The organism is Escherichia sp. 94.0001 (genome assembly GCF_013369155.2).
In the GTDB taxonomy this organism is placed as follows: domain Bacteria; phylum Pseudomonadota; class Gammaproteobacteria; order Enterobacterales; family Enterobacteriaceae; genus Escherichia; species Escherichia coli_F.
The window spans coordinates 1-13,782 of record NZ_JABWMS020000083.1; the positions used below are offsets into that span (position 1 = coordinate 1).

A 13,782-nucleotide genomic window follows, 5' to 3' on the forward strand; every position below is an offset into this window, starting at 1 on the left:
ATGTATTATTTGAAACAATTAGTTTGTAAATAATATAAAGTGATAACATATCAAATACATCAAAAACACCATTCACAGGCATTATTAATATAGACATCAATATAACAACATCAAATTCCAATTAGTAATAAGATATGCTTTTAAATTGCATGCAAATAATTTTAAATGAGCGTTTTTTGATACTTTAGAGTGTTTCCCACCCTTTAATATCACTGTGTAGAGTTGATATCACTACAACAGAAACATGCATGTCATTTGTTTACTTCTCTTTTTACTACAGAAAAATTTATCTATTTTTCTAAAACATCAGTGAAATACTCATAAAAGGTTATTAATATGTCTATGCCAATAAGCAATGCCGCTAACAACAAAATTTTTACAGATAATCATTTCGCTCATCATCCAAATGCCGATAAAGAATTAGCAGACAGTATGCCCTCGCATCTTAACTCGGAAAACATCTATGTCAGACCTCTTGTTCGTGGAAATAACCATAACTATGATGGGGGAAGTGTTGTCGAAATTAGACAGCTTGAAATTGGTAAACAAGGGTATTGGCCATTCAATTACGTAACAGCCGCATGTAAAGAATCCGATGGTATTTCAATCACAGGAAACATACGCTGTGGTACCTGGAAGGCCAGCTCAGTATTAGACGGAATATACGGTGGAGTATGTAAAAAGGCGCATGTTTCCGCAGCGTTAGAAGCTGGTCTACGGTTTAACCTAACTATGGATTCTAAAATTCCAAACACGATACATGAAATAACCCTAGGCCCTGGTTGCAATGTTCCAGGCTATGCGGGAACCACGATAGGATACCTGGCAACACTCCCCCTTGAAAAGGTTGAAAATTGGCAAGATACAACACTGCCAAGAATTGATATCTATATTGATCAGATAATGACTGTGTCAGGGGTAGCAAATTCTTCCGGATTCGCCCTTGCTGCATTACTTAATGCTAATATTGGAATGGGAAATGACCCAATAATTGGTATAGAAGCCTATCCTGGTACCGCTGAGATCCACGCTAAGATTGGATATAAAGTTATCCCCGGGGATGAAAATGCACATGTCAAACGTATGACTCTGCAACCGTCATCTCTCCCAGAACTGTTTGAATTAAAAAATGGTGAATGGAATTATATTGGTAAATAACCACTGGGAAGAATGAGTACTAACATTCAGGTTATACAGATATTTAAACAATACCCTGCAATTTATAAAGTAATACTCATTGCGACTTCTTAATTTAAGAAAGCGCAAGGAACGTTTACCCTTGCGCTTATCATAATAAGTCAGGCGTCGACTTTATCCAGCGGCCATGAATCAAATAGATAGCCATCAAAATAAATATCGTCAACGTTCGAGAATTCAAGCAGACGTTGCTTCACGTTTTCCAGATGCTGCCACATTGCCAGCTTCGCCGCTCGGGCGTCTTTTTTGATTAACGCGGCGAGGATCTGTTTGTGATCGCCCAACCACTCTTTGCGATACAGGCTGTCATCCAGATGGCTGTGCAACTGGATCCACATCGGATTGTTTTCCCGCCACTGCCAGGACTGACGGAATAGCTCCACCAGCATGCTGTTATGCGTCGCTTCGGCAATGGCGAGATGGAACTGCATGTCACCGCTTTCGCTGCTGCCCGGCGCGCTGGAAGCCAGCTCACGCTCTTCCAGTTGCAATGCCTGGCGCATTTTGACGATATCTTCGCGCGTGGCCTGCAAAGCGGCAAACTCTGCGATGTTGCTCTCCAACAACTGCCGCGCCTGTAACAGCTCAAAAGGACCCGCATCATTGCAGACATTGGCATCCGGACTGTCTGTGTTGTGGCTGCCTGAGCTATCAAGAACATATATACCGGCACCCCGGCGCACTTCCACCAGCCCTTTGATCTCCAGCATGATCAGCGCTTCACGTACCACCGTCCGCGTGACATCAAGCATTTCTGCAATTTCACGCTCCGGCGGCAGCCGTTCGCCAGGATTGTACGGCGTCTTTATGATCAGATCGCGGATCATCGCCCCGACTTCCTGGTAAGGTCTTTGCGCAGAGGTGGCAGATTTCATGGTGTTGTGTCCGTTAGGTGCAGTTAATCAAATTTTTGCCGGATGCGGCGTGAACGCCTTATCCGGCCTACAACGGGCGATTTTACGGCACCCGTCAATCTCAAACTATACCATTAGCACTGGAAGTTGGCACGTACAGGTGGGCAAAAAACGAAAACTGGTCAACCAAATATGCGTTTGATTGACCAGTAAGTCTGTAGGGTAATCAGTTAGTTACAGCGCAGCCACACACTCGCGCGCACCGCGTTCACACAGCTGCTGATATGCCGCCGTCACCGCGCCAACAAAGTCGGCATTCTGCGGCAGATCATCGGCAAAAATACCGCTCAGGCCCAGCAGCGCTTTCACGCGGTCTGCGCCCTGATACTGCGCGTTGATCTTCTGGAACTCCGCCAGCATCGGGTCGACCACGTCAATGGCATTCCCCTGCTCATCCACCCCCTGGGTGTAACGCATCCAGCCAGCCACGCCGAGCGCCAGGTGACGCCAGCTACCGCCGTTTTGCAAGTGCAGACGCACCGGGTCCAACAGACGCTGCGGTAACTTCTGGCTGCCGTCCATCGCAATCTGCCAGGTACGGTGACGCAGAGACGGGTTGCTGAAACGCTCGATCAGCAGCGTCGCATAGGCGTTCAGGTCCGTACCTTCCGGCATCGACAGCGTTGGCGCTTGTTCCTGCATCATCAGGGCAAAGGCCGCTTTGCGATAATCCGGGTTAGTCATGGTGTCGGCAATGGTTTCATAGCCGCCGAGGTAACCGAGGTACGCCAGGAAAGAGTGGCTGCCGTTCAGCATACGCAGCTTCATCATTTCGAACGGCACAACGTCTGCAACGAACTGTGCGCCCACTTTATCCCAGTCCGGGCGACCATTAACGAAGTTATCTTCAATCACCCACTGACGGAACGGTTCGCAGGCAATGGCGCATGGGTCGTAAACACCCAGCTGGTCAGCAATTTCCTGTAAGGTTTCTGGCGTCGCCGCCGGAACGATGCGGTCAACCATGGTGCACGGGAAGGTGACGTTCTCTTCAATCCATGCCGCCAGTTGCGGATCACGCGCCTGAGCCAGCCCAAGAACGGCAACCTTCGCCACATGACCGTTTTCACGCACGTTGTCGCAGGACATGACAGTAAACGCTTTCAACCCTTTCTCACGACGCAGGCGCAAGGCTTCGACGATGTAACCAATCGCCGACTTCGGCGCAGTCGGGTTTTCCAGATCGTGCTTAATCAGCGGATTATTGAGATCCAGCTGACCGCTCGCCGCATCGGCGCAGTAACCTTTTTCCGTGACCGTCAGGGAGACAATCGCCGTCTGCGGACGCGCCATCGCGTTGAGAATACCTTCACAACCGTCGATTTCCGGGTGCAGCGCTTCTTTCATCGAACCGATAATTTTCAGCTCGGTGCTTTCTGCGCCTTTTTCCGCCACGGTGTACAGCAGTTGCTGTTTTTTCAGGTTTTCGATCAGCACGCGGTCGTTGCCTGGCATCAGGTTAACTTCGCAGATACCCCAGTCGCTGTCGGTGCTTTCCAGCAGATGATGGGTGTACAGCGCCTGGTGCGCGCGGTGAAACGCCCCGCAACCGAGATGCACAATGCGTGATTCCAGACGAGAATGATCCCATGACGGGCGGGCAACCGGCAGATTGCTGTCAACAATAGTAGTCATCGTAAACTCCAGAATCCGTCTTCAGAGAGTGACGGCAAGGAAGAAGGAACCGGCACGGCGCGCAGCCATGCCGGTGGATATTAACGGCTAAAGAAAGCGCGCTGGATCGCCATTTCGACACCACGAACTTCGGCCAGGCCTTTCAGACGACCAATCGCGGAGTAACCTGGGTTGGTTTTCTTCTTCAGGTCGTCCAGCATCTGATGACCGTGGTCCGGACGCATCGGGATCAGGTCTTCTTTGCCTTCCGCTTTACGACGGTGTTCTTCTTCAACAATCGCTTTCACCACTTCGTACATATCAACGTCACCGTTCAGGTGCGCCGCTTCGTGGAAGGTTTTCGGGTTATCTTCACGCATGGTGGAACGCAGATGGGTGAAGTAAATACGCGGACCGAACTGCTTGATCATATCAACCAGATCGTTGTCAGCACGCACGCCGTAGGAACCGGTGCACATGGTGAAACCGTTCGCCATGCTGTTTACGGTATCAACCATCCACTGCATATCTTCAATGGTGGAAACGATACGCGGCAGGCCGAGGATTGGGCGCGGCGGATCGTCCGGGTGAACAGCCATACGCACGCCAACTTCTTCCGCAACTGGAATGATCGCCTTCAGGAAGACCGCAAAGTTTTCGCGCAGTTTGGCTTTGTCGATATCTTTGTACAGCTCCAGGTGCTTACGGAACTGGTCAAGGGTGTAGCCTTCTTCCGCGCCCGGCAGACCGGCAATGATGTTACGGGTCAGACGCGCTTTGTCTTCGTCGCTCATAGTGGCGAAGCGTTCAGCGGCCTGAGCAATTTCTTCTTCGGTGTAATCCGCTTCCGCGCCTGGACGCTTCAGGATATGCATTTCGAATGCAGCAAATTCGATCTGGTCGAAGCGCAGAGCTTTGGAGCCGTCTGGCAGCACGTATTCGAGGTCAGTACGGGTCCAGTCGAGCACCGGCATGAAGTTGTAGCACACGGTGCGAATGCCGCACTGCGCCAGATTGCGCAGAGTTTGCTGATAGTTAGCAATCCACTGCTCGTAGTTGCCAGTATGAGTTTTGATATCTTCGTGAATTGGCACGCTTTCTACGACAGACCACACCAGGCCTGCGTCTTCAACGATCGCCTTGCGTTTGAGGATCTCTTCTACGGACCATACTTCGCCGTTCGGGATATGGTGCAGCGCGGTAACCACGCCAGTTGCGCCCGCCTGACGGACATCAGCTAAAGAAACCGGATCGTTTGGGCCGTACCAGCGCCAGGTCTGTTCCATGATTTTTCCTCTTTCACATAGTGGGTTCCACAGCAAAGAGACGCGGAACCCCGGAGTTGTTTAGGTATCCGGATGAACAACCAAACCGCAGCCGTGGCGTTGCATCGGATGAGATGGCGTATAAGTTCTACCTTTTGGTAAGACATGTCAACCCGAAATCTGAAATTGGTTAACCACATCACAAGAATTTCACTCTCACGGTTGTTGCTGCAAATTGCAGCAAAGGGTAATTGATAGTTATTAATCAGAGGGTGTGACATTCATCGCAACAATGGTTGACCAATTTACATAACATGTCGCCCAAAATAACAACGGTTCAACCAGGTAAGGTAAAACGTTATGCATGTGCTTAACATTCTTTGGGTAGTATTCGGTATCGGCCTGATGCTGGTACTGAATTTGAAGTTCAAAATCAATTCAATGGTGGCTTTGCTAGTGGCGGCGCTATCCGTCGGGATGTTGGCGGGCATGGATTTGATGTCGCTGCTGCACACCATGAAAGCGGGCTTCGGCAACACGCTGGGGGAACTGGCAATCATTGTTGTGTTCGGTGCGGTCATTGGTAAATTGATGGTCGACTCCGGCGCGGCTCATCAGATAGCGCATACGCTGCTGGCGCGTCTCGGCCTGCGCTATGTCCAGATATCGGTGATTATCATCGGCCTGATTTTTGGTCTGGCGATGTTCTATGAAGTGGCCTTTATCATGTTAGCGCCGCTGGTTATCGTCATTGCCGCCGAAGCTAAAATTCCGTTCCTGAAACTGGCTATTCCGGCAGTAGCGGCTGCTACCACCGCACATTCACTTTTCCCTCCGCAGCCGGGTCCGGTGGCGCTGGTGAATGCTTATGGTGCAGATATGGGGATGGTTTATATCTATGGTGTACTGGTGACAATCCCAAGCGTAATCTGCGCAGGCCTGATTCTGCCGAAGTTCCTCGGTAATCTTGAGCGCCCAACGCCATCATTCCTCAAAGCGGATCAACCGGTGGATATGAATAATCTCCCCTCTTTCGGCGTTTCGATTCTGGTACCGCTGATCCCGGCGATCATTATGATCTCTACCACTATCGCCAATATCTGGCTGGTCAAAGACACCCCTGCGTGGGAAGTCGTTAACTTTATAGGTTCATCGCCGATTGCAATGTTTATTGCGATGGTGGTTGCATTCGTACTCTTTGGCACCGCGCGTGGTCATGACATGCAGTGGGTGATGAACGCCTTTGAAAGCGCGGTAAAAAGCATTGCGATGGTGATTCTGATCATTGGTGCGGGCGGCGTGCTGAAGCAGACCATCATCGACACCGGCATTGGTGACACCATCGGCATGTTGATGTCCCACGGCAATATCTCGCCGTACATCATGGCGTGGCTGATCACTGTGCTAATTCGTCTGGCGACGGGTCAGGGTGTGGTTTCGGCGATGACTGCCGCCGGTATTATCAGTGCTGCAATCCTTGATCCAGCAACCGGTCAACTGGTTGGCGTGAATCCGGCGCTGCTGGTGCTGGCGACGGCTGCGGGTTCCAACACCCTCACCCACATTAACGATGCCTCATTCTGGCTGTTCAAAGGTTATTTTGACCTGTCAGTAAAAGACACGTTGAAAACCTGGGGTCTGCTGGAGCTGGTCAACTCCGTGGTTGGGCTGATTATTGTTTTGATTATCAGCATGGTAGCGTAAAAGAGCACCTGAGCCTGCCATTGGCAGGCTCTGTTCGGATTGTCGGCAAAGTGCGCTTTGTTTATGCCAGATGCGACGCTGGCGCGTCTTATCTGGCCTACAAAGGGCTAACGTGCGGGTTTGTAGGTAGCGTAGCGCATCAGGCAATATTGCGTACCAGCATTAGCAATGTCCTGTGATTTCTTTATTGATAAACAAAAGTCACGCCAATAATCGATTGCACATTCCCTGCAGTCACCTGCCCTCCGGTACGTGCGTAATTTGCCGTTAATCCCAGACTTACCGCCGAAGTCCCTACTGCTCCTAACGATACCGTGTTATTCGCTGGAATAATCGTACCGTTGCGCGTTAACTGTACGCCGACGCCCTGCGCTGGTGAAAACGACGCGGTATTGGTGAAAATCGAGTTGCCCGCATCTGCGGTTGTGCCGGAGAGGTAATACCCCAGGTTTTGGCTTTTCGCACAATAAACGGTAAGAGGAATCGGCACTGAACCAGGGTAGTCTGGCAGAGTAACGGTGACATCACGAGCAGAAACATCACAGCCGCCAGTAGGCACTACCACATCATTATTGACGTAAATATTCCACACAAACTGGAAATCATCGCTGTTATAGTTATTGGTCTGTCGCAAAATAAGCACGGCAATTAATGAGCCAGCTTTAATCGCCACCCCGCCCGCACTGCTCACAGGCGTCAAATAAAGCGCCACCGGCCACGGCTTATCCGTTCTCGAATTATAAACAACGCGCGGCGTTTCGCTGGTGGTAGGAAATGGATAGCTACTGCCATTATATTTTACGGTCCCGGAAAAATGAGATAACACGCCGCCATAAGCCGAACCTCGTTGCAGTGTGACATAGTCTGTAATGGTTTCCGGGTAATCGTTATGACAAAAGATTTGCGTCGAAAGATCTACGACCAGGTTTTGCCCCACATTCACGGCGGGCGCAAGGTTTACATAAACATTGGCGCTGCCACCGCCAATAGGGATAGCGGTGCCATTGGCGGTTTTACAAGCGAATGACCAGGCATTTACCGACCAACCCATCAACAGTAGAGCAAACAGGGTAATAACTCTTTTCATTACAATCATCTCTTCGGATTCAGCTGTAGGTATAGGTGATGCTAATCACTGCCTGAATGGTTCCCTGAGTGGCTCCGCCATTTACCGTCAATGCTCTGACCTGTAACGGGAAGTGCGCTGATTGTGAGGAATCATCCACCTGAACTGTTTTGGTTGCGCCAGTATTCAATGTGTTGCCACTGTCATCCTGTAGCTCTAACTGGATGTTTTGCGCGGTCCCCTGGTTTTTATAATATCCGGTACTGTCGGCTGCCCCGCTGAAGCTGGCGGTGACCCTCGATGTTCCCACCGGACAATGAGTCAACTCAAGCGCAACATCATGCCAGGCCGATGCCGCACCAGCAGACACGAGACTGAAAGAATAAAGATCGCCGAGATCAACCGTGGCATTAGTGGTGGAAACCGTGCACGGTTTGGCGACGACCTTACCGTTCACGGTGATCGTGACATCGGCGGCCTGTAGCGTCGCACTTACGAGCGTCAACATTGCCGCCAATAAACACCCACGTATGCGCCATTTCATGAGCATCTCCAGTTACTGATATTCAAGAGTGAAGGTAGCCGTGGCATTGATATGCCCCGCAGTGACAGGCACCTGTGTCGCCATTAGCCGGGCGTAAAAATTCAGCGTATTTGGTTTACCCGGCGTCAGGGTCGTCCACGAAATCGCGGAGGATGGCGCATTAAGGGGGATCTGATTTTGTTGCTCATTCAGAAGCTGTATTCCCAGCCCCGCAGCCGCTGACACCGTATTTTCAAGTGCAAGCAGGTTGGCATTGTGACTATCTGCAACGCCGGTAAACCCAACCTTTACGGCAGAAACGGCATTACCACAGGGTGACAGCAAAATACGAAATGGAACGACAGGAGTCGTCGCGCCAATGTTGTTAAATTGCTTCGCCGCGTTTTCCATCAGATCAACAGTAAAATTGGTTGATTCAGCGGCCACACTACAGCCGTTATCTCTGACATAGCCGCGGATAGTAATCGTGCTATCCGCAGCCAAAGCGTGACTTACCGCCAGCCACAAAAAAGCGCACAGAAGATAAAAAGGTTTGCTTTTCATCACGCCCCCTTAACGACATTCAGCTGATAGCTGGGTTAATAACTGCTGCTGACTCTCTGGTGGCAGTTGATAATTGGCGACACAGTGAGCATTTTCCTCTTCTCCCCATTTCACCTGAACTTTTCCCGCTAAAGGCATCCCGCTGAGATAAACCTGACCATTATCCGCAACAATGCCGCTACTCTGGCTACTCTCTGATGTGACCATCGCCCCAAACGGCAGCGGCTTATTATTATGGGTTAGCGTCATGAGCAGTTTTATCCCAACACGCGCTTTAAACTCTGCTCGCACAATTGCCCCACGGGTGGGAACAACGTTAGCGACCGCGTTATCTAAATCGACGTTATCAGCCAGGGTATTGGTATCCAGCGCTACTCTGTTTTCCCGATATTCTGTGGCATAAGGCAGCACGGCATAACCGCGCCAGTCGGTACGCACCCCCGTCTGGTTTTCGACTTTTGCATCTTTTGCGCCAGGCGCTTTAACAAGCACTACCGTATCGTTTAACGGCTGCCCCAGCGTTACGCCATTGGCATGAGCCAGTACCCCACCGCTGACTCCGTAATAGAGCTGCTTAATATCATCGCTATGGCTGTAACCAATGTTGGCATTGCCGTAGCCACCGCGATAATTCAGCGCGGCGTAGCCTGTACTTCCGCTATTACCATCGCCTCCCCCGGCATAGCCGGTTTGCACGCTATAACTGAGGTTGTTGTCTTCCAGCAACGTACCGTATACACCGGCCAGATTGGTCATCCGACCGTTGAGATCGTGTGACATGCTGTAGCTGGCACTGGCATGTCGCCACTGAGATTTACTGTCAGAACGCAGCCAGTGGCTGAAAGGAATATTGATGTTAAGAGCCAACATCTGATCCCGTCCTTTTTGCCACGCGTTTTTCGTCAGGCTATAGCTGAGCGTCCAGTTGATATCTTCGAAAGCAGTATTTAATCCAGCCTGGAATTGCTCATCGACATTACTCGTTCCCCAATAAGTTTGATGGCTACCACTCAAATACAGTGTTGATGTGCGTCCGAGTTGCTGAGTAACAGTGAGCTGTAATTTCCCGCGTTTGTTATAAGCGAGATTGTAATAGTCGGTAAATTTCGGCTTAACCTGAATAACACCATCCTGTGTTTCGATGTTGTAGCCACTCATTCGGCTGTATGTTGTATCAGCGAAATTAAAATACCCGCTGGTCGAGTAACGGTAACCCACTAACTGAATATTCGTGCCTGACTCATTGAGCGATTTGTTATAGAGAAAACGCACCGATTGCCCGTCATGCTGACTGTCATCAGGAAGTGTGGAATTAGCCTGCGTCATATCCACGGACAGAGCGCCCAGTGCCCCCATGTTTTTCCCGATACCGAAATTAAAAGCGCGATAACGATCCGCCAGTTGCGTTCCACCATATATTGTCCAGCCAGCCGGAAGGCCGTGGAGTAATGTACTCTGGAAAAAACGGGGTTTATCCTGTTGCGCATTTCCACTACGGTATTCTCCTGCCGTAATGGAATAACGAGTATGCCCTTCACGTTGCAAAAGCGGGACTGACGAATAGGGTACGGTAAAGATCTGCGTGCTACCGTCAGCCTCTTTAATCGTTACCTGCAAGTCACCACTATTACCTGCGGCATAGATATCGTTGATGGTAAAAGGCCCCGGTGGCACCGTACTATTATAAATGTCATACCCATTTTGTTTAATAGTGACCTGTGCAGTACCACGAGCAATACCGTGGATCACCGGGGCAAATCCTCTTTGGCTATCGGGTAACATATTGTCATCTGAGGCCAATTGTGCGCCGCGGAAGTTAATACCATCGAAAATATCGCCCTGAGTATAACCATCACCCAGCGTCAGCCGGGAACGCAACGGTATTATGTCTCGCTCAAGCCAGGTATTGATATGTTGCCATTTATTTTTGCTACCTGATGAACTGTCGCTACTGTTATAACTCCAGGTGGTATTGTCGCGTAAACGCCATGCACCAATATTTAACCCACTCTGTAGGTTTAAATATGCATAATGGCTGTTACCACCAATCCGATTCTGTACACTATTTCCGCTGAAATTATAATTGAGCAATCCGGCATTAATACCGGGGTCCCATAACTCTGGAGGAATATAACCACGCGCGCGATTACTCATAAATGCCTGAGGGATCGTCAGGTTGAGTCGCTGCTGACCAACATCTAAATGCGCAGTAGCGTCATGGATCATTGTGGTTAATGGCACGCAGGCATCATCCGCCAGCAAATTCATACCGGAGACAGAAGCCGTATTCAGCCCCATACTGGCAAGTTGAGCGCGCGTCAGGCAGGGAACAATCCCTTGTTCACTGTCGCCCGTATTAAAGGTGACATCACGCGTTGCCATATAACCATTATTCAAATAGATATCGACGCGATACGTCCCTGGTGGTAATTCTTGACCATTCTCAAAACGCGATAAATCAGCCACAGCCAGGGGATCATCCGCTAAAAAACGCGGGTTAAAATAGAGTTCAGCAGATGACAAAGGTGCCTGTGTGGCAAAAACACAGGCAACAGAGAGCCGAACAAAAAAACCAGCCAGACGAGGCTTACGAATATGCAAGCATTGTGTGTTTCGCTGGTAAAGTCTTAAATTCAGATATGACATTATTCCTCCGGTTTAAAATTACCCGGCAGTCAATTTTTTTTATTCAGGCGAAAAATTCCCCCTGCGTTATTCCATTACGCCCGTCATTTTTGGAGTAAGTGCGCCATAATCATTTATTGTTCGGTAAGTAATGTTGCTTCCTGCATCAGAAGGTAATTTAACTGTGCTTTCGCCCATTGGAGGCACCAATGCATTTTCAAGAACCCGAGTTCCGGCATTCAACTCTGTTACCGTCAGGTAATAGGGTGTCGGGTTAATCAGCGTCAGAGAATTCGCGCTACGACGAAATCTTAACTTTTCTGCGGCCTGATCGGGTGGCAACGCTAATTTAGCCGGGCGATAGTACAATTTAATGCGGCTGATAATTGCGAGCTGTAGCGTATTCTCAGTCAATTTTGATTTATCCATTGACGGAATCGCTTTAACGTTCATCCAGAATAAACTTTCCCGATCCTGTGGCAATTGGTTATTTGTGGCATCAAGAATACGCAAGGTATTCTCTTTTTTCCCCTTCATCGCAAACAGAGGTGGCGTTACGATAAAACGACCATCCTTTACACCATCGGCATTTTCTACCCATGATTGAATTAAATAGGTGCTATTTTCATCATTATTTGTCACGGCAAGTTGTACTTGTTTTTGCCCTGCCGGATAAATAACGCGAGTCGCACCTAAGGCCACTCCTGCTTCCGCGCGTCCGGCAGCCATCATTGCCATGATCATCAGGATACCTGCCAGCAAGCAGAATGTTATTTCCTGCAATTTCCTTACATTGACGTTTTTATTACTCACTGTCCTGTTCCTGTTATCACATTATCTGCTGAACAATTACTGATAGGTTAAAGAGAACCAGGCCTGAGCATTGGCGATGCCGCCAGTAACCCGACGCCCGGTAGCACGATATTTGGCGATGAAATGTAACGACGTAGAGCCTGAGTAAAGCCGTTTCCAGTTTGCTGGAGGACGATTAATCGGTACAAGGTTTCCTTCATCATCAAACAACGCTACGCCAATATTGGTGGCAATCCCTGGTCCCTCTCCCACGGAAAGCACATCCGGATTTTTACCATCCGCGACACCGTGAAACGCCACACCCACACGTTCACTCACCACCGTGCTACATTCCCGTAAATGAATAACAAAAGGCACCGGTGCGCTATCTTCCCCAACCGCATGAAACCGGTTACTGCTGATTTGCCCCATATTGACCGTCATTTGTTTATCACCAGCTTCAATCCGGCAAGCTTCTGCAATAATGACGCCCTGAAATTGCATATTTCCGCCGGGCAACGTGGTGTTCCATTTATTTCCGGCCAGAGCAAACATTGGCAGCAACGACGCTAATAGAAATAATCTCTTCCTTTTCATCGTTATTTTTATCGCACAAGGGTGGGCATCCCTGCCCATAATGACGTCCCTGAACCTGGGTAGGTTATTGATACTGAACCTTGAAGGTCGCATCCGCATTAGCAGCACCTGGGGTTGCGGCACCGGTTGCAAAGTAACGCGCCTGGAACGGAATGGTGTTAGTACCGTTATTCAGGGTTGTTTCTGCACTAAATGTCGCACCGTCCAGCGCCAGCGCAGCACCGGTTCTGTCCAGAATTTGCACACCAACATTTGTTGCGCTACCTGCAGCAGAACTCTGCAGAGCTAGTACATCAGTATGCGTAGCATCAATTGCCGTACCTAAGAAGGCAACAGCGGCTTTTGTAGCAACAGTGGTATCGCAATCATTCAGCTGAATGTTAAAACCAACGGCAGAGCTGGTTGCTCCAGCCTGCTTAAGGCTAGCGGTACGAACCTGGCCCAACTGAACGGTTTGATCAACAGAGCCTGCATCAACTGCGCAAGCGGCGTTAACAACTTCCCCTTTGAAGTGAACGGTCCCACCATTTGCCGTCGTAGTATCGGCCAAAGCCGCTGCGGAACTGAGGGATAGAGCCGACAGAACAACGATTGCCAGAGTTTTAATTTTCATGCTGCTTTCCTTTAAAAAAACTGTTTCTAAATCGACATGGGCAGTCGTTCTGTACACTTTGTTTTGAAACGAATTGGACTGCCAACACTGCACAGTTCTTCCCCAAAAGATGAAACATTTGGGGCCATTTTGACTCATAGAGGAAAGCATTACGCACAAACTTTCTTAGTTTATTATTTGGATTTATATTCTATTAATACATTCTTTTATAGATTTTTATATTGAACACGGTGGTTTTTGGAGAGATGAATGAGGAAGTTGCTTCGAGACACAGAAACGTTAGCTTTACCTATAGCGGAGGTTATGTG

General features: G+C 49.3%; 13 protein-coding genes. 2 read left to right on the forward strand and 11 right to left on the reverse strand.

Annotated elements, in window-relative coordinates:
• On the reverse strand, positions 1 to 97 hold a 97-nt coding region (locus HEN33_RS27155; protein ID WP_445297909.1), incomplete at its 3' end, for a hypothetical protein.
• A gap of 239 nt (positions 98 to 336) precedes the next feature.
• On the opposite strand from HEN33_RS27155, the gene HEN33_RS22310 reads away from it, so the two are divergent.
• The gene (locus HEN33_RS22310; RefSeq protein ID WP_000062493.1) at positions 337 to 1,158 is read left to right on the forward strand and encodes a DUF2686 family protein; all 822 of its coding nucleotides are present in this window, start codon (positions 337 to 339) and stop codon (positions 1,156 to 1,158) included.
• A gap of 140 nt (positions 1,159 to 1,298) precedes the next feature.
• On the opposite strand, the gene uxuR is transcribed toward HEN33_RS22310, so the two are convergent.
• The 3 genes from uxuR to uxuA form a co-directional block, all read right to left on the reverse strand.
• Positions 1,299 to 2,072 (reverse strand): Uxu operon transcriptional regulator, encoded by a 774-nt coding sequence (uxuR, locus tag HEN33_RS22315; protein ID WP_000833686.1) that lies wholly within the window; start codon positions 2,070 to 2,072, stop codon positions 1,299 to 1,301.
• Between the two features lie 213 nt (positions 2,073 to 2,285).
• Entirely contained in the window at positions 2,286 to 3,746 is a 1,461-nt protein-coding gene (locus HEN33_RS22320) for a fructuronate reductase (RefSeq protein WP_000208194.1), read from the reverse strand.
• Positions 3,747 to 3,826: 80 nt separating this feature from the next.
• On the reverse strand, positions 3,827 to 5,011 hold the full coding sequence (uxuA, locus tag HEN33_RS22325; protein WP_087933669.1) for a mannonate dehydratase: 1,185 nt from the start codon (positions 5,009 to 5,011) through the stop codon (positions 3,827 to 3,829).
• Between the two features lie 339 nt (positions 5,012 to 5,350).
• On the opposite strand from uxuA, the gene gntP reads away from it, so the two are divergent.
• Positions 5,351 to 6,694 (forward strand): gluconate permease GntP, encoded by a 1,344-nt coding sequence (gene gntP / locus HEN33_RS22330; RefSeq protein ID WP_000558243.1) that lies wholly within the window; start codon positions 5,351 to 5,353, stop codon positions 6,692 to 6,694.
• Between the two features lie 184 nt (positions 6,695 to 6,878).
• Here the strand turns inward: gntP and fimH are convergent, their stop codons facing one another.
• From fimH to fimA, 7 genes are all read right to left on the reverse strand, one after another.
• Entirely contained in the window at positions 6,879 to 7,781 is a 903-nt protein-coding gene (gene fimH, locus HEN33_RS22335) for a type 1 fimbria D-mannose specific adhesin FimH (protein WP_176263288.1), read from the reverse strand.
• 19 nt (positions 7,782 to 7,800) lie between these two features.
• Positions 7,801 to 8,304 carry a type 1 fimbria minor subunit FimG gene (gene fimG / locus HEN33_RS22340; protein WP_000872000.1) on the reverse strand — a complete coding sequence of 168 codons (504 nt, stop codon included), beginning with the start codon at positions 8,302 to 8,304 and terminating at the stop codon, positions 7,801 to 7,803.
• 12 nt (positions 8,305 to 8,316) lie between these two features.
• Positions 8,317 to 8,847 carry a type 1 fimbria minor subunit FimF gene (gene fimF, locus HEN33_RS22345; RefSeq protein WP_001355117.1) on the reverse strand — a complete coding sequence of 177 codons (531 nt, stop codon included), beginning with the start codon at positions 8,845 to 8,847 and terminating at the stop codon, positions 8,317 to 8,319.
• 9 nt (positions 8,848 to 8,856) lie between these two features.
• On the reverse strand, positions 8,857 to 11,493 hold the full coding sequence (gene fimD, locus HEN33_RS22350; protein WP_176263287.1) for a fimbrial usher FimD: 2,637 nt from the start codon (positions 11,491 to 11,493) through the stop codon (positions 8,857 to 8,859).
• 66 nt (positions 11,494 to 11,559) lie between these two features.
• A complete protein-coding gene (gene fimC, locus HEN33_RS22355) occupies positions 11,560 to 12,285 on the reverse strand; it encodes a type 1 fimbria chaperone FimC (RefSeq protein WP_001403893.1) in 726 nt (241 codons plus the stop codon).
• Between the two features lie 36 nt (positions 12,286 to 12,321).
• The gene (locus HEN33_RS22360) at positions 12,322 to 12,861 is read right to left on the reverse strand and encodes a fimbrial protein (protein WP_000824095.1); all 540 of its coding nucleotides are present in this window, start codon (positions 12,859 to 12,861) and stop codon (positions 12,322 to 12,324) included.
• A 64-nt stretch (positions 12,862 to 12,925) separates the two neighbouring features.
• Complete coding sequence (fimA, locus tag HEN33_RS22365; protein WP_032185809.1) at positions 12,926 to 13,474, reverse strand: type 1 fimbrial major subunit FimA; 549 nt, start codon at positions 13,472 to 13,474, stop codon at positions 12,926 to 12,928.
• Between the last annotated feature and the right edge of the window lie 308 nt (positions 13,475 to 13,782).

Coding starts and splice junctions, on each gene's coding strand:
- uxuR (WP_000833686.1), bottom strand. CDS start 2,072: ATGAAATCTGCCACCTCTGCGCAAAGACCTTACCAGGAAGTCGGGGCG.
- fimF (WP_001355117.1), bottom strand. CDS start 8,847: ATGAAAAGCAAACCTTTTTATCTTCTGTGCGCTTTTTTGTGGCTGGCG.
- fimG (WP_000872000.1), bottom strand. CDS start 8,304: ATGAAATGGCGCATACGTGGGTGTTTATTGGCGGCAATGTTGACGCTC.
- fimA (WP_032185809.1), bottom strand. CDS start 13,474: ATGAAAATTAAAACTCTGGCAATCGTTGTTCTGTCGGCTCTATCCCTC.
- HEN33_RS22310 (WP_000062493.1), top strand. CDS start 337: ATGTCTATGCCAATAAGCAATGCCGCTAACAACAAAATTTTTACAGAT.
- gntP (WP_000558243.1), top strand. CDS start 5,351: ATGCATGTGCTTAACATTCTTTGGGTAGTATTCGGTATCGGCCTGATG.
- HEN33_RS22320 (WP_000208194.1), bottom strand. CDS start 3,746: ATGACTACTATTGTTGACAGCAATCTGCCGGTTGCCCGCCCGTCATGG.
- fimD (WP_176263287.1), bottom strand. CDS start 11,493: ATGTCATATCTGAATTTAAGACTTTACCAGCGAAACACACAATGCTTG.
- HEN33_RS22360 (WP_000824095.1), bottom strand. CDS start 12,861: ATGAAAAGGAAGAGATTATTTCTATTAGCGTCGTTGCTGCCAATGTTT.
- uxuA (WP_087933669.1), bottom strand. CDS start 5,011: ATGGAACAGACCTGGCGCTGGTACGGCCCAAACGATCCGGTTTCTTTA.
- fimH (WP_176263288.1), bottom strand. CDS start 7,781: ATGAAAAGAGTTATTACCCTGTTTGCTCTACTGTTGATGGGTTGGTCG.